This is a genomic window from Photobacterium sp. R1, from assembly GCF_054600795.1.
The window spans coordinates 158,110-177,265 of the sequence record NZ_BAAHZP010000001.1 but is presented as its reverse complement, the minus strand read 5'-3'; the positions used below and the strand labels follow the sequence as shown (position 1 = coordinate 177,265).

Genomic DNA, 19,156 nt, shown 5'->3' with positions numbered 1-19,156 from the left:
AATCGCTATCGCGATCACAGGATCATTTCCCTGTAACAATTCGACTCGCCAGACAGAATTTGCCAGTGCCATTATTGGGCGTCATAATTAGCCTAATTCCCTGTAAAAATAGGCGCTTCCTGTGTTCAAGAGTCCGAACGATCCCAAAGAGTACCGCTATCTGACCCTGGATAACCAACTCAGGGTGCTGCTGGTCCATGATCAGGCAGCACCGAGGTCGGCAGCGGCACTGTCAGTCGGCATTGGTCATTTCGACGATCCGCTGGATCGTCAGGGTATGGCACACTTTCTGGAACACATGCTGTTTCTCGGCACCGAAAAATATCCCCATCCGGGTGAGTTTCAGTCGTTTGTCAACCAGTACGGCGGCAGCAACAATGCCTGGACAGGCACAGAGAACACCACCTACTTTTTCGAAATCGTCCCGCCCGCATTTGCAGCCGGACTGGAACGCTTCGGACAATTTTTTACCGCGCCGCTGTTTAATGCCGATTCGGTCGATAAAGAACGGCAGGCCGTCGACTCCGAATACAAACTGAAGCTGAAAGACGATGTCCGTCGTCTGTATCAGGTGCATAAGGAAACCATCAATCCGGAGCACCCGTTTGCCAAATTTTCCGTGGGGGATCTCAGCACCCTCGAAGACCGCCCGGATTTACCGGTCCGCGACGAGTTAATCGCCTTCTACCAACAGCACTACTCTGCCAATCTGATGGGACTGGTCCTGTTGGGACCCCAGTCACTGGATGAACTTCAGACTTTTGCCGAACAGTTTTTTGGCGCAATTCCGAATGACGGTAAAGAAAAACCGGCCATTGCTGTCCCTCTGGTAACAGACAGGGAGAATGCCCGTTTTATTGCTATTGAACCGATAAAAGAAGTCAGAAAACTGACGCTGTCGTTCTCGCTCCCGGCGATGGAAGTCCACTATCGCAGCAAGCCATTGTCTTATCTGGCCCATTTACTGGGAAATGAAGGCACGGGCAGTCTGATGTCCCTGCTGAAAAGCGAGGGACTGATCAATACCCTGGCTGCCGGTGGCGGTGTCAGCGGCAGTAATTTCCGGGAATTCACGATTGGCCTGAATCTGACCCCGAAAGGGCTGGAGCAGACGGATCACATCGTGACCACCATTTTTCAGTACATCAACCTAATCGCAGCGCAAGGACTGGCCGAGTGGCGCTATCGCGAGAAACGGGCCGTGCTGGAGCAGGCCTTCCGTTATCAGGAAAAAAGCCGTCCGCTGGATACGGTCAGCTATCTGGTGATGAATCTGATGCACTATGCGCCGGAAGATATTGTCTACGGCGATTACATGATGAGTCACTACGACGAGTCACTGCTGAAAGAAGTCCTGTCGATGCTGCGGCCGGATAACATGCGCCTGACACTGGTCGCCAAAGGACAGGAGCATGACCGCGTCGCCAACTGGTATCACACCCCATACTCGGTCCGACCCTTCACGGATGCCCAGTTAAAAGCATGGGCTGAACCGGGTAAGAATCCGGCCCTGACCCTGCCGAAGCCTAATCCGTATCTGTGTGAGCGGCTGGATCCCCACCCGCTGACCAGCCAGCAGGATGAGATTCCGCAGCTGATTCAGGATCTGCCCGGATTTCGCCTGTGGTACAAGCAGGAACATGAATTCCGGGTGCCCAAAGGCCAGGTCTATGTCGCCATTGACAGCCCGCATGCCGTCAGCTCAGTCCGGAACATCGTGAAAACCCGGCTCTGTGTCGAGATGCTGATGGAATCCTGCAATGAAGCTGCTTATCCGGCAGAAGTTGCCGGAATGGCTTATAACCTCTATGCCCATCAGGGCGGGGTCACGTTGCAGTTGTCTGGTTTCAGTGAAAAACAACCACTGCTGCTGAAATTGCTGCTGGAGAAATTCTCCGGCCGGACTTTCCATCCCGATCGTTTCAACAGTATTAAAGCGCAGATGCTGCGGAACTGGCGTAATGCCGCGGAAGATAAACCGATCTCTCAGTTGTTTAATCAGCTGACCGGTCTGCTGCAGCCCAATAATCCGCCCTATCCGGCCCTGATTCAGGAACTGGAAACCGTCGAAATTTCTGAGCTGCCAACATTTGTGGACGCCATGTTTGCCGAGCTGCATATTGATGCCTTTGTTTACGGCGACTGGCGAAAAGATGATGCTTTAGCGCTGGCGGAAGTTCTGAAAGATGCCTTCCGGGTCACCGATCAGCTGTATGGCGAAGCACAACGCCCGCTGGTACATCTGGGGAAATGCGGCACGCTGCGGTTTGAAGTCGACTGCGGCCATGCCGATTCAGCGATCCTGATTTATCATCAGTCCCGCGAACAGTCTCCCCGGGAAATTGCCGTCTATACGCTGGCCAATCACCTGATGTCGACGACCTTCTTCCACGAACTGCGCACCGAACAGCAACTGGGCTATATGGTGGGCACAGCGAACCTGCCACTCAACCGATATCCCGGCCTGTTGCTGTATATTCAGTCTCCGGTTGCCGGACCGCTGCAATTGCTGGAAGCCATCGACGAATTTACCAATGCCTTTGCCCTGGTCCTGCTCGAACTGAACGAAAGCCACTGGCAGGCCAGTAAACAGGGGCTGATTGCACAGCTGTCGGAACCGGACACCAATCTGCGCGCCCGGGCACAGCGATACTGGGTCAGTATCGGTCACAAAGACGAGCATTTCGACCAGCGCCAGAAAATCGCTGCTGAAATGGCGACCTTAACCCGGGCTGAGCTGGTGCGATTTATGGTCGAAGCCATTAAGCCCCGGACAGCGAACCGGCTTATTGCCTACTCCCAGGGTGAAGCACACAGCAACCTGACCCCGCTGGAAGCCGGTGAATCCATCACTTCCGTCTCCGCATTTCAGCAAACGGCCTGCTAATTCTGACCGTTTGTCCTTCCCCCTGACGTTTCAATCTCCTCTGAGCAATTTGCTCAGAGGATATGCCGACATCGCACACTATTGCCCTGAAAATTGGAACCGCGGTTACATTTTTATGAATTCCGCTAATTTTTCTTTGGTTTCAGTCGATTAACTAAATTAAGAAATCAAAATATATCCCCCTCTGGCTGGCAGTCTGTGTCAGATAGACACAAGAAGCCATGAGGTCGAATAAGCACTTTTTCTCAGGACAATGTTCAGGAACTGATATGTCACACGCCTGTTCGATCTGCCGTGAAAAAATTACGGCCAAAAATCAGAGTATTCACAGCCGGCTTTTCTGCCGTACCTGTATGCAAGCGATTCATCCCCGCCAGTTTGACGGGATGCTGTACCTGCTGACCGGGATTGCCTTATGCAGCCTGAGCTTCCTGCTCTGGATTGGATTCAACCCTTTAATGGTGGCTGGTTCCGTAATTCTGCTGCTTCATCTGATCAGACCCCGAATTCTGTATCGCCGTTTTCGTCTGAATGCCACCATGCAGCAGGGCTTCAAACACCACAAAACTGTTTAGATTCTGTTTTCCCTGACATTTCCGTCATGTTCCATCTCCCTCTAACGACAAAGGCCTGCAACTGCAGGCCTTTGATTTATGGATTTCTGACGATTTAATCGTAAAAACGCTGGTCGTTCTTTGCCATTTCCAGCAGTAGCTCGCAAGGACGGAAACGATCACCGTACTTGTCTACATGCTCATTCAGCAACTCAACAACACGCTTCGCACCCAGCTGGTCCATATAACGGAACGGTCCTCCCTGGAACGGCGGGAAGCCAATCCCAAAGATCGCACCGATATCACCGTCACGGGCACTGTGGACCACGCCTTCGTCCAGACAGCGGGCCGCTTCATTCAGCATCATCAGCGCACAGCGAATTGCAATATCATGACCGCTGGCTTTTCGTGCCGGATTCAGATTCAGCAGCTTATAAATGCTCTTGTCGACGCCTTTCTTCTTCCCGTTATACAGATAGAAACCTTTGCCTGACTTCCGGCCCTTCCGGCCGTCTTTCAGCAGAATGTCAAACACATCCGGGCTCTTGAACCGATCTCCCAGCTCTTTTTCCAGAATCGGGCTGATCTTGGCGCCGACATCAACACCGACTTCATCCAGCAGCGTAATCGGGCCGACCGGGAAGCCGAAGTCGAGCAGCGCACTGTCAATGTGCTCAACCGGTTCGCCACTCAGCAGTGCCAGTGCTGCTTCATTCATGTAAGGGGCCAGAATTCGGTTCACATAAAAACCGGCTTTGTCTGCCACCACAATCGGTGTTTTGCCTTGTTTCTTCGCCAGTTTCACAACCGTCGCGACCGTTTCCGGTGATGTTCCCTCATGCGGAATTACTTCCACCAGTGGCATTTTCTCCACCGGGCTGAAGTAATGCAGACCAACGACCCGTTCCGGACGCTCAGCCACAGACGCAATCTGGTGGATCGGCAGCGATGACGTGTTGGTGGCAAAGATGGTGTCCGGCTTGGCATTCGCCTCCACCTCTTTCACCATCTGGTGTTTCAGGCTGAGATCTTCAAACACGGCCTCAATCACCACATCAACCTTGTCAAAGCCCTGATAATCGACACCACCGTTGATCAGCAGCATCTGCTTTTGCAGCTCGGCTTTACTGATCATCTTACGCTTGCGTTTCTTCTCCAGCAGCTTGTAGTTATAGGCCAGAGCATTCAGGATCCCGTCATTCGAGATATCCTTCACTTTGACCGGCAAACCGGCTTTGGTCGCTGACACATGGCTGATACCGCCGCCCATCAGGCCGCCGCCCAGCACAGCGACGCGTTTCGCGTTCACAGGCTGAACATCTTCACGCACACCGGTTTCTTTCTTCATCGCCGTTGTCGCAAAGAAAATACTGCGCAGTGCTGCCGACTCCGGGCTCATCACCAGGTCACCAAAGCGGCGTGCTTCTTCTTTCAGCCCCTTCGCCATGCCGTGCTGAAGGCCATATTTAATGACATCCAGAATTGCATCCACGGCCGGATAATTACCGCGGGTTTTCTCTCGGGTTTTCTTACGAGCCTGATCAAACACCAGAGACCGTCCGACCGGGTTGCCACCCATCGCCCAGTCCTGGAAACTGTGCTTGCGGGTCGGTTTCCCTTTCAGGGCCAGTGTTTCAGCAACTTTCAGCAAAATGCTTTCCGGAACGCACTCATCCACCACGCCCAGCTTCTTCGCTTTTTTCGCACGCAGCTGCTTACCGGTCAGGATCAGATCCAGCGAATTCGCAACGCCAATCAGACGCGGCAGACGCTGAGTACCACCGGAACCCGGCAGCAGACCCAGCTGAACTTCCGGCAGACCCAGCTTCGTCGCACCGGCATCGGTACATACCCGGCTGTGACACGCCAGCGCCAGCTCCAGACCACCACCCAGACAAGGGCCGTGAATCGCCGCGACAACATGAAACGGTAAGTCTTCAATACGCTGGAACATTTGCTGCCCCTGCGTTGCCAGCTGCTCAGCTTCTTTTGCCGTCGTACAGGCCGCCAGCATACGAATATCAGCACCAGCCACAAAGTTATCCGGCTTGCCAGAGTGCACAACCAGACCTTTAATCTCTGATTTTTTGCTTTCCAGCTCATCCAACACAGCACCGACCTGCTCGGCAAACGCCGCCTGCAGGGTATTCATTTTTTCACCCGGGACATCTATCGTCAGCCAGGCAATCCCGTTGTCGCCATAGCTCAGACGAAAGGCAGATACAGGGACTTCCGGTGCGTTCTGTTCTTGTTCAGTCATGGTTACATCCGTCATTATTCAGCCTCCAGGATCATTGCTGCACCCAGACCACCAGCCGCACAGGCGGTGTTCAAAGCCAGACCGCCGCCACGACGCTGCAGCTCACGCAGAGTTTGGGTGATCATCCGGGCACCAGTGGCCGCAAACGGGTGACCATAGGCAATTGAACCGCCCAGGACATTGAATCTGTCCATGTCGATTTCACCAATCGCTTCGCTACGACCCAGTTTCTCCTGGGCAAACTTCTTCGAGGCAAACATCTTCACATTGGCCAGGGTTTGTGCCGCAAACGCTTCATGCATGTCGATCAGCGTCAGATCTGAGAGCGTCAGTCCGGCGCGGTCCAGAGCCAGTGGCGTTGCATAGGACGGCCCCATCAGCATGTCCTGCTCTACGCCAATTGCCGAAAACGCATAAGAGCGGATATAACCCAGCGGTTTCAGACCCAGCTCTTTCGCCCGGCCTTCACGCATCAGCAGAATGGCTGCTGCGCCGTCAGTCAGCGGCGTACTGTTGGCTGCGGTTACGGAACCGAACTTACGGTCGAAAGCCGGACGGAGTTTGGCATAGCCTTCCACCGTCGAGTCTTCCCGGATGTTGTTGTCCTGATTAATCCACTGACGATAGGGTTCAGGGAAAGCTGTAATGACTTCATCCTGAATCAGGCCATCACGCCATGCCTGAGCTGCCAGTGTATGTGAACGGTGCGCCAGCGCATCCTGCGCCTCACGGCTGATACCGTGGGTTTTCGCCATCTGCTCTGCCGTCTGGCCCATGCTCAGACCCGTCGAATATTCGGCAACTGCAGGCGGCACCGGCATCAGATCTTTGAGACTGAGCTTACTCAGCAGTCCCATTTTTTTACCCATGGTCTTTGCTTTGCTCAGCGCCAGCAAAGTCGCGGCCAGCTTTTTAGACACGCCGATTGGCAGGACCGAAGAAGAATCTGCACCACCCGCAATGCCGATATCAATGGTGCCCGACAGAATACTTTCAGCCACGTTGGCGGCCGCCTGGAAGCTGGTTGCACAGGCACGGGTCACACTGTAGGCATCTGTGTGAATGTTCATCCCGGTACCCAGCACAATTTCACGGGCAATATTCGGTGCTTCCGGCATTTGAACGACCTGGCCAAAGACCACCTGCTCAATCAATGCCGGGTCAAAGTCAATTTTTTGCAGCATTTCATTGACCACCATTTTGCCCATATCCAGCGCGGGTACACCATTAAAGGCAGTCGCCTGGCGGGCAAAAGGGGTACGCAATCCTGTAACGACAGCAATGCGCTCACCCTGTTGGGTAGTGAGATTCTGGCGACGTGTCATCGCGACTCCTTATCATTATGTAAGACAAACCAGAGGTCAGACCACACCGATTGTAACGGTATTGTTATTTAATTCAAATTAATGTTTGAAAAGTTGAGAGGCGTCAAAAACAATCAAAAATAAAGGAGATTCAGGGAGACATAAAAAAAAACCACACCGCTATGGTATGGTTATTAAACTCACAATGTCAGCCGTTTGTGCAAGACTCAATAAAAGTGCGAAGAGTAAATGCCAGTATTCCCAATTGATACACCAGCTAACCCCGTTCGCAAGTAGTTGAAGGGTATACTCAGTCCGTAAAGGACGTTACCGATAAACCATCCGATAACGGAATCACTATAACTGAAGCAGGCTGTCAGATATTGAGGAAAATCAATAACACAACAAAGAGTGACTTGAATCCTCCCCACTTTCAGCGACAAAGAGTCCGCATGGCTTAAGGGTTACGGATAGGCAACATCATGATGAAGCAATTTTTTCGTAAGAAAAATGCAGATGCCTCGGTCTCTGTAGACATGAATAAACAAAAACGTTACGAAGCCCTGGTCAGGGCCTGGCACAAAGACCTTTACAGGTATGCCTACTGGTTATGCCACGACCCTCATATTGCCGAAGATCTGGTCCAGGAAACTTGTCTGCGCGCATGGCGATCACTGGATAGTCTGAATGACGACAGTGCGGCCAAGGCATGGCTGATTACGATTCTCCGACGGGAAAATGCCCGGCGGTTCGAACGTAAACAGCTTGATCTGGTCGACATTGACGATCATGCGATACCGGCTCAGGACACCGACACGAGCAGTTATGGCGACTCCGAGATGAGCCAGCTGCAGCATCTAATTCAACAACTGTCGCCAGAATATCGCGAGCCTTTGGTTTTACAGGTGATGGCTGGATTCAACGGCGATGAAATTGCTAGTATCCTTGGCCTGAACAGAAATACCGTGATGACCCGGCTGTTCAGAGCAAGAAATCAGTTGAAAGATTCTTTAGAGAAACAAACAGAGCGGAGGGGACAACATAATGGACGATCTTGAATTTCGTCGCAGAATTCTGGCTGACCCCAGTGACAACAGCCCGGAAATGTGCGCGGCGAAAAATTCGTCGATTGCCAACCGCAAGCTCCATGACGAGTTACAGCAGCTCGATTCAAAGCTCGCCGCAGCGATGAAAGTTGATGTGCCGGAAGATCTGGCTGATCGCATTCTGTTTCGTCAGTCTGGTCAAGGTTATCAGGCCGAGAAAAAAGTTCGCCGGCATCTGGCGATTGCCGCTTCAGTTGCTTTCCTGTGTGGTCTGTTTATTGGCCAGTTCAGTGACCGTATCATGCCGGCCTCATCGCCTGATATCGGACAGATTGCCCTGAAGCATATTTACAATGAAGCCCCCTTTGTCGATCAGATTGATGAAGGCGTTTCTCTGAAACAGGTCAATGCCAAACTGAAGCCTTTCGGTCCGAAATTCAGCACATTGCCTTCTCATGTCTATTACCTGAATCACTGTGGCTTTGATGGTGGTGATGCACTGCACATGGTGATGGAAGGTCAAAGTGGTAAAGTCACCGTTTTTGTCGTACCGAAACCCAGCCGGGCCATGGAAAACTTTGAAGACAAAAACATGCGGGGTGTCGTGATTCCTTCGCAGGAAGCCAGTTTAATTGTGGTTGGGAATAAAGGTGAAAACGTGATGCCCATTGCAGAGAAACTCAAAGGTGCCCTGCACTGGACCAATATCTGATCCCACCATCTCTGAATCTGCTGCGGCTGTTTTTTGCAGCCGCAGCAAAAAATGCCTATCTTTTCATCAAACAGTCAGATTCAACATTGATAAAACAATGACTTAAATACTGGTCTGATTTGATGTTTTTTTACCTGCTCCTAGAATCGGCTGCTTGCTGAGACAACCATGTCTCAGCCGATAAAAAGATCAGGATAAAAATAAATGTACAAGAAGCGTCTGTTTACAAAAACCATGATGGCAACCGCCATCGCTTTGGCTTCTCAGCAGTCATTTGCTGCTGGCTTTCAACTGAACTCACAATCTGCAACCGGACTTGGCCGTGCTTTTGCCGGTGATGCCGTCATTGCCGATAATGCATCGGTGATGTCCCGTAACGCTGCGGCAATGACCCTGTTCAATGCGCCAGCAATCTCTCTCGGCCTGAATGTTATTGATACCGACATTAAGGTAAAAAACGCAAACTACGCACTGACAAATCCACTCACGAGCTCAGTGACCAGTGCTCGTCTCGATGATGAGCAAATCGGTGGCACCTCCTATGTCCCGAACCTGTATTATGTTCATCCGGTGAATGACAAACTGGCACTGGGTGTGGGCATCTACTCCAACTTCGGCACCAAAACTGAGTTCAGCAGCAGCTATGCAGCAAACGAATTCGGCGGTCTGACCGATGTGAAGAGCCTGAACCTGACCCTAAATGCGGCATACCGCCTGAACCCTCAGTGGAGCATTGGTGGTGGTCTGGACATCATCTACGGTCAGGGCGAACTGCAGCGTTCAAACCAGACTATCGAGGCAGTTCTTGAGAAAACCAAGGGTACCAAAGGCCCGCTGGTTGACGTAGATGTCGACGGTACGGCGGTTGGTTTCAACCTGGGTACTGTTTATGAGCTGAACGATGCCAACCGTTTCGGTCTGTCCTATCACTACAGCCCGGAGCTGGAAGCTGAAGGCGATATCTATGCCCAGCAAGCTGGCGGTAAACTGAGTGGCCAGAAACTGCTGATGCCACTGCCGGATATGGCTGAGTTCTCTGGTTTCCACCAGCTGAACAGCCAGTTTGCAGTTCACTATAGTGTTCAGTGGATTGAGTGGAGCACCTTTGATGTACTGAAAACCAACAAAGGCGTCGTCCTGAATGAATACCAGTGGAAAGATGGCTGGCACTACGCGGTTGGCGGTACCTACACCCTGAATTCAGACTGGACCCTGCGTGCAGGTTACATGTACGACACCAGTGCACAAGACAAGAAAACCTCAATTTCTGTCCCTGATTCAGACCGTCAGTGGTTCTCAGGCGGCTTCAGCTACAACCTGGACCGCAAGTCAACGCTGGACTTCGGTCTGACTTATCTGATGGGTAAAAACGTCCAGGCGACTGAAAACACCTCGCTTTCTCAAGTTTCAGCAACTACCCGTGCTGATGCCCTGCTGTACGGTGTACAGTACAGCAGATCTTTCTAAAAACAGAAAGACGACTGCAGAAAGATTAAAAAAAGCCGCTCCCTTGAGCGGCTTTATCATTTTACATCTTACAAATTTTCAGTTTTCGTTACGGAAACCCACACTTACTGGCAGTTTGCTGCACCCAGATCTTCCCAGACACCCCACTCACCAGTGGTTCCTGGTTCTTCACCTGTGGTCCACCATTTCGCTTTCCAGGACTTCCCGGCATGCGTCACGATATCCCCAGCGTTATACACGCCAGCGCTGCTCCAGGCATCGGTACAACCGGTAGAACCGCCGTCTTTCAGGACAGTCACAGTCACCGACTGAGTCACAGTGTCTGTGCCGTCAGATACTGCAACCGTAAAGTTCAGTGGTGTATCTGCGGTATAACTCCCTGCCGTGAAACTGACTGTCGCACCATTCACCGTTGCATTCACGCCTGCTGGCACTGTCCAATCAAAAGTCAGTGTATCGCCATCAGCATCAGTCGACTGAGACGCATCCAGTGTCACCAGAACCCCGGCATTCGCTGAAATCGGGCCAGAGACAGCCACGACAGGCGCAGTATTTGAACCAGGTGCTTTCGCACTGACAGTCACGGTGTCAGTCGCTGTATCACCTTTGTCATCTGTCACAGTCAGGGTAAACACATACTGCGTGTCTGCTGTTACAGCCGGCACAGCAACTGTGGCTTTGACAGTCCCCGCACCAGTCAGTGTCAGAGCCGGACCACTAGTCTGAACCCACTGATAGCTGACAATCTGGCCATCGCGATCACTTGAGGCTGAACCATCCAGTGTTACAGTTGCAGCACCATTCACCTGTTGGTCAGCACCGGCATTAGCGACTGGCGCATAGTTACCACCACCGCCGGCCAGAGATTCCTGCATTGCATTCAGAATATCGCCGTTATCCGCATCGATTTCCCATGCAAACAGACCTGCCAGCCCCAGATTACGAACGTACTGGCCTTTCGCCATAACAGAACGCGGGTTGTCATATGTAATCAGGTTTCCGTTGCTTGGATCATAAGCCCAAGGGCCTTCAGCCTGAGTATCATACCCTTTCACAACCGCGGCGTTGTTGATGTAATTCTTCACAACATCTTTATAGTCAATGACGCCCGCTTCCCAGGAACCCGGTACCGCACCCGTGCCTTTTCCGGTCATTGGGTTTGATGGATCCGTCATGCTCGCCTCAGTCACACCAGTCCAGCCACGTGCATACATGGCTGCACCCAGAACCAGTTTGTTGGCGGGCACACCTTGTCCCAGTAAACGCTCAATCCCATGTGATGCAGTGTAAGCCGGACCTTTGCGTGGCTCACCGTTTTCATCCACACCCGTACCATTGCACTCATCGGCAGACATATGCGTGCCGCAGAACAATGCAGTCTGATGACCCGGTACATTATTCCAGCCGCCGAAGAAGTCATAGGTCATGGCGAAAATGTAATCCATGTACTGGATCGCATCTGCGTAGTTCACGACATCAATCTTGTCGTAGCCCACACCAATGGCTGATGTCAGTTCATACTGACGACCCGTTTCTGCTTCCAGATCATCCAGCATTGCACGCAGTTCACGCATCAGGGCGACATACGCAGGACCGTCTTTCACCGGATCGCCTAGGTTTGGATTCGCACCTTTTCCGCCCGGGAATTCCCAGTCGATATCCACACCATCAAAGAATTTCCATGTTTTCAGGAACTTCTTCACACTGGCAACAAAAATGTCGCGCTTCGCCTTATCGGTGAATGAATAGAACGGGTCAGACAGTGTCCAGCCCCCCACAGAAGGGATCACTTTCAGATCAGGATAACGTTGTTTCAGCGCCATCAGCTGACCGTATGTCCCTTTATAAGGCGTACTGTAGCTGTGACCAGCCTGTGGCATCTGGACAGCCGCCCATGGATCATGAATCACGACTTCATAATCAGGCGTTCCCTGACAGGCTCGCTTCAGTGCAGCCAGACTGTTGCCGTTCTCAATTTCACCCAGAGAGTCATTCGGGCCACAGATTGGGATAAAGCCATACAGAATGTGAGTCAGGTTTTGTGCCGGTACTTTATCCACCGGGAATTTACGGCCGTAGACACCCCACTCAACAAAGTAAGCACCCACAACAGTGTTTGGGGGTGTCGTGTAATTTCCATTATTCGGATCGACATTCATCGGCAGAGGATCCAAATGGCTGCCGTCCGTATCTGCGACAACGATATTCGTCGCCGCGCTGCTGGTACACGCCTCTGCTGCCCCTGCGCCACTGCACAGTTCAACCGTCATGGCATACTGGCCACCCTGAGCCACAGAAAGGGTTGTGGAGCCCGCGCCACTTGATGCCGGAGCAATTGCTGTTTCAAAAACAACATTACCGTTTAATTTCACTTTCCAATGATCCGCCGGATCACCGGAGTAACGCTGCCAGGCAACCGGGACTTCAGCAGCAGGTTTAACAGTCACCAGGCTTGTATAGGCACTTGCGGCCTGATCCACTTCAATGATCGCGTAATCAGTTTCCATCCAGGCAATCTGAGGCGTGCCCGGAGCCGCCATTGCTCCCCACGACAATGTCACAGCGGCGATACCAGCTGCGACAGGAGTCAACTTATTGAAAGACATGACTTGTTCCTTGAGTTAAAAAATAAATAAAAGCATAGCCAGCAAGCTATGCAGTATAAGGAATAGTCGAGTTTCTTTATGTCTCAAAGAAAGAAAGTAAAAAAAATGATGCAAATGTTAATCTTTGTGATCTTCTGCCAGAAGGAATGCAAGCTGAAGCAAGATGAGACAGGAAAGTGATAAATCAAGCAAACAATCGATGATTGCGACGTAGGTTACTAAAATGAAAGAAAAAAATGAAAATTGTAAGCAGTTCTTAACAGTTTTAAGTCAGAAATGTGAGCAAAATACAAACAAACCCGACAAATCGCAACTCATGTTTTTATTTACAAGAAATTAACATAAAATCACTTCAGCCCTTCACTTTGAAAAAAATCCAGAGCCATCAGTAGCTCTGGATTCTATGAGGAAAGCAGGATAATGACCTATTCGCTGTCGATTTCATCCAGATAATCGTCAAGGTACTCTTCATTTCCTGACTCTTCTGGTGCCGCAGCCTGCCCGCCGGCCCTGAAATTCTTATACTGAATATAGGCATCCCGCGTAAATACATAAGGGTCAGGAGAATTGTTCAGCATCGGTTCCTGTGACACCAGTTTTGCCCGGTTTTCCATCCCTTCCAGTGCCCATTTACCCGCACTTTGCCAGAACGTCAGTAAATTCAGCGGGAAATACAATTTATCAACCCAGTCTCCCGCACCTTCACGCAACGTGACCGGCCCGTATGCCGGGATCATGAAGTACGGGCCATTCCCGACACCATAATATCCAAGCGTATCCGGAAATGATTGCCCCCCCGGCGGCGAAATATCTGCTGCTGAGGCGATATCGATCAGACCACCCAGGCCAAAAATAGAGTTAATCCAGAACCGGGTAAAATGGTCAACCGCTTTCTCCGGGTTCTGCATCAAAAAGCTGTTGAGCATATTGGCTGGTTCTTCAAGGTTCGACAGGAAGTTTCTCAGCCCTGTACGTACCGGAGAAGGCACATAGTCTACATACGCCAAAGAAACCGGGCGGAGAAAGTAAGGATCCAGATAATCATAATTCACCGTCCACATCGCACGGTTGAAACCTTCAAAAGGGTCATAAACCGCACTTTCCGGCGTTTCAAGCGACTGGAGCTCTTCCGCCGTCAGCCCGGCCTCAGCCATCTCTTCAGCATCAAGGCCATATTCATCCCCAGCCAGTTTTTCAGGGGCTGGATCAGGCGGAGAACTGGCACAGCCCATCAGGGACATGCTCAGAAGAATGGATAAAAAAAGATTTCGACTCAATGTGTTAACCACTTATTTCAACGAAAACAGACTGGATAATGATATCCAGTCTGTTTTAGAACTGCCAGTATGTTTCAGGATATTGCTAAAACTGTGTATCAATTGTAATGGTTGTTTCCCCTCCCAGCGGGACAACACCACTTTCACCAAACCAGTCACCGTCTTTCGTCGCGACGTTCCCATCATGGTCAATTCGCGCCCGCACGATGAGGTTCGACTGCTTGGACATCAACCGGTCAGGCACCATGCTGTCGCTGTCTGTCAGTGTCAGCGTTAACGGGAAGCGGGACAACGGCAACCGTCTTGCCGCCAACGGCATCGGTGCACCGTCTGCAGTGTGAACAGACACAATCACCATTCCTTGCGCCGGCAGGGTAACGGAGGGGGCCAGATTCACCGTCACGGTTACCCCAGGACTCGGGTTTGCAGCACGCTCGATTTCTTTTTTGGCCTGAGCAATCCCGCCATCAATCATTCTGAGGCGATCTTCGCCAATCCCCGGCAAGCTTTTCATCTGCTCCCAGAACTGGATTGCTACCGGGTAATTGCCCTGACTGAACGCATCAAATGCCAGTAACGCCATTGCTTCAAAATTTCCCGGATGTCGTTCCAGCAGATGTTTCAGCATCGTCCGCGCAAACTGAAGCTGGCCCGGTTCGCCCCCCATCATCAGCGTCCGGGCATATTCAAGCTGTAGCGTTGGATCACTGGGTTCAAGATCCAAGGCACGTTTCATCGCACCCTGTGCCGTTTCAATATCCCGGTTCGCAATACCGATCCGGCCAAGCAGCAGCCAGCCGGTCGCATCATTCGGGCGCTCATGTAAGCGCGTCCGCAGACCAAGCGTCAGATCATTCATTTCCTCATCCGTCAGCGGCTCAGCATTCTGAACCATCAGCTTTTGAGTCAATTGAGGCAGTCTGGAAACCGTTTCCTGCCAGACTGCAACTTTCTGCTGATTACCTACAATATGGTACAAACCGTAAGACACACCAATAATGACCAGGACACCCGGCAACAATAACCAGGGCTTAAACAATGAATACTGCTGAACCTGCCCTGCCGGCACATCATCCAGCAGGGACTGCTGCAGCTCAACTTCCATTTCATCCGGATTGGCAATCAAGCCTTCGCTGCTCTCTTCTTTGAGCTCACCCAACCGGTCACGAAAGAAGGCTTTGTTCAGCTCATCCCGGCTGGCGACCTGATCCTGGTTGCTGCCAACGAAAGCAGGCACAATCAAAAACGCCAGTGCAATCAGCACCAGAATCAGGGTGGAAATCCAAAATAACGTCATTTTTTCACCTTGTTATCACCAGCCTGACTGCTGTTGTCTGCCTGTTGCTCCATTTCCTCAAGCAGTGCATTCAGACGTGCCGACTCTGCTGCATCCATGGTTTTCGTACCTGCGACGCCGCGTCGGGAACGGTAAACCAGCACACTGGCCCCGATCAGCAAAAAACACAGCGGTCCCAGCCAGAGAATCAACGTGGAAGGCATGACAGGTGGATTATATGTTACGAAGTTACCGTAGCGGGCAATCATATAATCAATGATTTCCTGCTTTGATTTCCCCTGTTCCAGCAATTCGAACACTTTCTGACGCATATCTTTCGCCAGCTCGGCGTTCGAATCTGCAATATTGTTGTTCTGACACTTCGGACAACGAAGCGTTGCTGTCAGATCCTGAAAGGCCACTTCCTGCTCATGCGACTTGAACTCATACACATCAATAGCGGCCTGTGCAGGCAGGCAGACTGAAAGCCAGCCAGCAATGCTCAGTGCAACCGCTGCAATCCAGTGTTTCATCCTTTCGCTTCCTCCTGCAGTCGCTCGTAGATAGGCTTCAGGGTACTTTCCCAGTTTTGCGGATTCACATCCCCCACATGGCGATAGCGGATGATCCCTTTGGCATCAATCAGGAATGTCTCCGGGGCGCCGTAAACCCCCAGGTCCATTCCCAGCATCCCATTGCCGTCGAACAGGCTGTGCATATAAGGATTGCCCAAGTCATCCAGCCAGCGGATGGCTTTTTGTCGCTCATCCTTATAATTCAGGCCAATAATTTTAACGCCCTGACTGGCCAGCTGATTGAGATACTGATGCTCTGCATAGCAGGTCGGACACCAGGTTGCCCACACATTCAGCAGCAGCGGCTCCCCATGGAAAATGTCCTGCTGGTACAACGTGTCAGCGTTCGCTAAATCTTCCAGACGAAAAGCCGGAACAGGCTTCCCGACCAGGACGGATTCCAGGCGGGTCGGATCATCGCCGTCCGCATTGCGGGTCAGCTGCTCCATAAACACAGCCACCAGCGCGATAAAAATCACAAACGGGATAAAGAGCAGTTTCTTGTTCATCCATTCACCTCCGCCTGAGATACAGCAACATGTTCCTCAGCTTGCTCTGTTTTTTTGAAACGCTGACGGAATCGGTAGCGCTTATCGCTGATTGCCATTGCGCCACCCAGCGCCATCAAAATGGCACCGGCCCACAGCCAGTTCACAAATGGCTTGTAATATATCCGGACCGCCCAGGCGCCATCATTCAGCTCCTCGCCCAATGCCACATAAAGATCGCGGGTCACACCACTGTCGATGGCCGCTTCTGTCATCATCGAGCCAGCCACAGTATAGAATCGCTTCTCGGCATGCAGTTCAGTGATAAATTTACCGTTGGCTGTCACCACAAAGTCGCCGATGAAACCATCGTAGTTCGGCCCTTCCACATTGCGCAGACCGGCCAGACGGAAATCAAACCCTTCCACATTCACAGACTGACCCGGAGACAAGCGCACATCACGTTCCAGATCATAATTCGACACCAGTGTAATCCCGATCAGGGTGATCGCCAGTCCGAGATGACCCAGCACCATCGCCCAGTGACTGCGGCCCAGTTTACCCAGACCGACCATCAGTGGATGCCGGTGTGTGGCGCGCTCATACAGCTCATAGCCCTGCAAAATGATGATCCAGAATGCCATCACCAGCCCCAGAACAGCCAGCGGCTGGATCGGGTCCGGACGCAGCCAGAGCACCAGCAGGGACAACGGCAGTGTGATCAGCGCAGAAATGATCAGCGGACGACGGATATTGGCAAAATTCTCTCGCTTCCAGCGGACCAGCGGCCCGATTCCAAGGAAAAACGCAAAAGGAATCATCAGCCAGGTAAACAGTGTGTTGAAGAACGGTACACCAATCGAGACAGAACCCAACCCGATTTGCTTGTGCACCAGCGGCAGCAATGTCCCAATCAGGACCACCAGTAACCCCGTGACCAGCAACAGGTTGTTTGCCAGCAGGAAATTCTCGCGTGAGAACAAGCTGAAGCTGCCGTGGGAACGGATCTGCGCACCTCGCAACGCGTACAGCAACAGGGATCCGCCAATCACGACAACCAGGAAGCCCAGTATAAACATTCCGCGTGCCGGGTCAGAAGCAAACGCATGTACGGAAACCAGAACACCGGAGCGAACCAGGAAAGTACCGAGCAGACTCAGTGAAAAGGCCGAAATCGCCAGCAGGACCGTCCAGGCTTTAAAGGTTCCCCGTTTCTCCGTGACTGCCAGTGAGTGCATCAACGCTGTCCCGGCCAGCCATGGCATGAAAGATGCGTTTTCAACCGGATCCCAGAACCACCAGCCGCCCCAGCCGAGCTCATAATAAGCCCACCAGGAACCCAGCGCGATTCCCAAAGTCAGAAACGACCAGGCGGCAATTGTCCAGGGACGCGACCAGCGAGCCCAGGCCGTATCCAGTCGTCCGGTCATCAGTGAAGCAATTGCAAATGCAAAAGCGACCGAGAAACCCACATAACCCATATACAGCATCGGCGGGTGAATAATCAGCCCCGGGTCCTGAAGCAGCGGATTCAGATCACGGCCATCTACCGGGAAATAAGGCAGGGTACGGAGGAAAGGATTGGAGGTCAGAATAATAAACAGCAGGAAACCGACGGAAATCATCCCCATGACGGCAAGCACCCGGGCCACAGATTCCTGCGGCATCCCGCGGCTGAATGTTGCAACTGCGGCCGCCCAGGTCGCCTGAATCAGCACCCACAGCAGAAGAGAGCCTTCATGCGCTCCCCATACTGCCGTAATCCGATAGTACCAGGGCAGATTACTGTTGGAGTTGCTGGCCACATATGTCAGCGTAAAGTCGTTGCTGTAAAAGGCCCAGGCCAGTAAAACAAATGACAACAGCAACATCACAAAGACGCCGTAAGTCAGAGGCCTTGCCAGACGCATCAGTACCGGATTTCCCTGATGAGCACCGTATAAAGGATAAAAGCTGACCAGGAGCGATAACCCCAGCGCCAGGATCAGGCTGAACTGCCCTAACTCTGCAATCATTGCACACTACCTTGTTTTTGTTGGTCGGTGTATTCCAGCGGCTTGTGGTTTTTCTGCATGGCTTCCGCAACTTCCGGCGGCATGTATTCCTCATCATGCTTCGCCAGCACTTCATGGGCCTCTACCGTCGTTGCATCCACCAGAACACCCTGAGCAACAATGCCCTGCCCTTCACGGAACAGATCAGGCAGAATACCGTCATAACGGACAGTCACTTCAGGACCGACATCAGCTACCCGAAAGCTGACCTGCAGTGAGCTCGGGTCACGCGAAACCGAACCTTTGACCACCATGCCACCAATGCGCAGACGCTGACCCACTTCAGGCTTTGTCCCATCCGACTTACCCTGCACCAGTTCAGTTGGCGTGTAAAACAAATCCATATTCTGGTTCATGGCATACAGAACCAGGCCAACCGTCACACCCAGTCCAGCGAGCAGGGCAATGACAACAGTCAGGCGTTTTTTACGTCTTGGGTTCATAGCGTATTCTCCAGCTTCTCAGCAGCTTTAATGCGGTGCTCACGGGCTATTTTATTTTTGATTTCAGCTGCCAGATGACGACTTTGGCTGACACTGCGCCAGAGCAGAATCAGCAGAGATAAAGCAGAAATACCATAAGCAGTCCAGACATATCCGGCATACCCGCCCATAGCAAAAAATTCACGGATGGATTCAAAATGCATACTC

Annotated in this window: 15 protein-coding genes; 5 read left to right on the top strand and 10 right to left on the bottom strand. The window is 51.9% G+C overall.

All coding sequences use genetic code 11. The features are described from left to right. The first annotated feature begins 121 nt into the window (after positions 1–121). Positions 122–2,887, top strand: coding sequence for an insulinase family protein (locus ACYP03_RS00875; RefSeq protein ID WP_330960746.1), 2,766 nt, complete (start codon positions 122–124; stop codon positions 2,885–2,887). A 269-nt stretch (positions 2,888–3,156) separates the two neighbouring features. Then, positions 3,157–3,462 carry a hypothetical protein gene (locus ACYP03_RS00870; protein WP_036748566.1) on the top strand — a complete coding sequence of 102 codons (306 nt, stop codon included), beginning with the start codon at positions 3,157–3,159 and terminating at the stop codon, positions 3,460–3,462. 94 nt (positions 3,463–3,556) lie between these two features. Here the strand turns inward: ACYP03_RS00870 and fadJ are convergent, their stop codons facing one another. Beyond that, entirely contained in the window at positions 3,557–5,701 is a 2,145-nt protein-coding gene (gene fadJ / locus ACYP03_RS00865) for a fatty acid oxidation complex subunit alpha FadJ (protein ID WP_459778122.1), read from the bottom strand. A 14-nt stretch (positions 5,702–5,715) separates the two neighbouring features. Continuing rightward, a complete protein-coding gene (gene fadI, locus ACYP03_RS00860; protein ID WP_248143666.1) occupies positions 5,716–7,026 on the bottom strand; it encodes an acetyl-CoA C-acyltransferase FadI in 1,311 nt (436 codons plus the stop codon). 461 nt (positions 7,027–7,487) lie between these two features. Between fadI and ACYP03_RS00855 the strand changes: the two genes are divergently transcribed. From ACYP03_RS00855 to ACYP03_RS00845, 3 genes are all read left to right on the top strand, one after another. Continuing rightward, positions 7,488–8,063, top strand: coding sequence for a sigma-70 family RNA polymerase sigma factor (locus tag ACYP03_RS00855; protein ID WP_248143665.1), 576 nt, complete (start codon positions 7,488–7,490; stop codon positions 8,061–8,063). Next, a complete protein-coding gene (locus ACYP03_RS00850) occupies positions 8,050–8,763 on the top strand; it encodes a DUF3379 domain-containing protein (protein WP_248143663.1) in 714 nt (237 codons plus the stop codon). Before ACYP03_RS00855 ends, ACYP03_RS00850 begins: the two co-directional genes overlap by 14 nt. A 204-nt stretch (positions 8,764–8,967) precedes the next feature. Then, positions 8,968–10,230, top strand: coding sequence for an outer membrane protein transport protein (locus ACYP03_RS00845; protein WP_248143661.1), 1,263 nt, complete (start codon positions 8,968–8,970; stop codon positions 10,228–10,230). A gap of 104 nt (positions 10,231–10,334) precedes the next feature. Here ACYP03_RS00845 and ACYP03_RS00840 read toward each other — a convergent pair whose 3' ends face one another. The 8 genes from ACYP03_RS00840 to ccmD all read right to left on the bottom strand — a co-directional run bounded on the left by ACYP03_RS00840 (position 10,335) and on the right by ccmD (position 19,152). Beyond that, positions 10,335–12,836, bottom strand: coding sequence for a glycosyl hydrolase family 18 protein (locus tag ACYP03_RS00840; protein ID WP_459778116.1), 2,502 nt, complete (start codon positions 12,834–12,836; stop codon positions 10,335–10,337). 425 nt (positions 12,837–13,261) lie between these two features. Further along, positions 13,262–14,113 carry an MlaA family lipoprotein gene (locus tag ACYP03_RS00835; RefSeq protein WP_459778113.1) on the bottom strand — a complete coding sequence of 284 codons (852 nt, stop codon included), beginning with the start codon at positions 14,111–14,113 and terminating at the stop codon, positions 13,262–13,264. A gap of 85 nt (positions 14,114–14,198) precedes the next feature. Next, positions 14,199–15,410 carry a c-type cytochrome biogenesis protein CcmI gene (gene ccmI / locus ACYP03_RS00830; protein WP_248143656.1) on the bottom strand — a complete coding sequence of 404 codons (1,212 nt, stop codon included), beginning with the start codon at positions 15,408–15,410 and terminating at the stop codon, positions 14,199–14,201. Then, positions 15,407–15,922: a cytochrome c-type biogenesis protein gene (locus ACYP03_RS00825; RefSeq protein WP_459778110.1), complete on the bottom strand. Its 516-nt coding sequence runs from the start codon at positions 15,920–15,922 to the stop codon at positions 15,407–15,409. Before ACYP03_RS00825 ends, ccmI begins: the two co-directional genes overlap by 4 nt. Further along, positions 15,919–16,473 carry a DsbE family thiol:disulfide interchange protein gene (locus tag ACYP03_RS00820; RefSeq protein WP_248143653.1) on the bottom strand — a complete coding sequence of 185 codons (555 nt, stop codon included), beginning with the start codon at positions 16,471–16,473 and terminating at the stop codon, positions 15,919–15,921. The genes ACYP03_RS00825 and ACYP03_RS00820 overlap by 4 nt, the downstream gene beginning before the upstream one ends. Further along, positions 16,470–18,467 (bottom strand): heme lyase CcmF/NrfE family subunit, encoded by a 1,998-nt coding sequence (locus ACYP03_RS00815; protein WP_459778107.1) that lies wholly within the window; start codon positions 18,465–18,467, stop codon positions 16,470–16,472. Before ACYP03_RS00815 ends, ACYP03_RS00820 begins: the two co-directional genes overlap by 4 nt. Beyond that, positions 18,464–18,949, bottom strand: coding sequence for a cytochrome c maturation protein CcmE (gene ccmE, locus ACYP03_RS00810; RefSeq protein WP_248143651.1), 486 nt, complete (start codon positions 18,947–18,949; stop codon positions 18,464–18,466). Before ccmE ends, ACYP03_RS00815 begins: the two co-directional genes overlap by 4 nt. Further along, on the bottom strand, positions 18,946–19,152 hold the full coding sequence (gene ccmD / locus ACYP03_RS00805) for a heme exporter protein CcmD (protein ID WP_248143650.1): 207 nt from the start codon (positions 19,150–19,152) through the stop codon (positions 18,946–18,948). Before ccmD ends, ccmE begins: the two co-directional genes overlap by 4 nt. Between the last annotated feature and the right edge of the window lie 4 nt (positions 19,153–19,156).

Excerpts from the sequence above, each read along its gene's own strand:
- ACYP03_RS00870 (WP_036748566.1), top strand. The coding sequence starts at position 3,157 with ATGTCACACGCCTGTTCGATCTGCCGTGAAAAAATTACGGCCAAAAAT.
- fadJ (WP_459778122.1), bottom strand. The coding sequence starts at position 5,701 with ATGACTGAACAAGAACAGAACGCACCGGAAGTCCCTGTATCTGCCTTT.
- fadI (WP_248143666.1), bottom strand. The coding sequence starts at position 7,026 with ATGACACGTCGCCAGAATCTCACTACCCAACAGGGTGAGCGCATTGCT.
- ACYP03_RS00855 (WP_248143665.1), top strand. The coding sequence starts at position 7,488 with ATGATGAAGCAATTTTTTCGTAAGAAAAATGCAGATGCCTCGGTCTCT.
- ACYP03_RS00850 (WP_248143663.1), top strand. The coding sequence starts at position 8,050 with ATGGACGATCTTGAATTTCGTCGCAGAATTCTGGCTGACCCCAGTGAC.
- ACYP03_RS00845 (WP_248143661.1), top strand. The coding sequence starts at position 8,968 with ATGTACAAGAAGCGTCTGTTTACAAAAACCATGATGGCAACCGCCATC.
- ACYP03_RS00840 (WP_459778116.1), bottom strand. The coding sequence starts at position 12,836 with ATGTCTTTCAATAAGTTGACTCCTGTCGCAGCTGGTATCGCCGCTGTG.
- ccmI (WP_248143656.1), bottom strand. The coding sequence starts at position 15,410 with ATGACGTTATTTTGGATTTCCACCCTGATTCTGGTGCTGATTGCACTG.
- ACYP03_RS00825 (WP_459778110.1), bottom strand. The coding sequence starts at position 15,922 with ATGAAACACTGGATTGCAGCGGTTGCACTGAGCATTGCTGGCTGGCTT.
- ACYP03_RS00820 (WP_248143653.1), bottom strand. The coding sequence starts at position 16,473 with ATGAACAAGAAACTGCTCTTTATCCCGTTTGTGATTTTTATCGCGCTG.
- ACYP03_RS00815 (WP_459778107.1), bottom strand. The coding sequence starts at position 18,467 with ATGATTGCAGAGTTAGGGCAGTTCAGCCTGATCCTGGCGCTGGGGTTA.
- ccmE (WP_248143651.1), bottom strand. The coding sequence starts at position 18,949 with ATGAACCCAAGACGTAAAAAACGCCTGACTGTTGTCATTGCCCTGCTC.
- ccmD (WP_248143650.1), bottom strand. The coding sequence starts at position 19,152 with ATGCATTTTGAATCCATCCGTGAATTTTTTGCTATGGGCGGGTATGCC.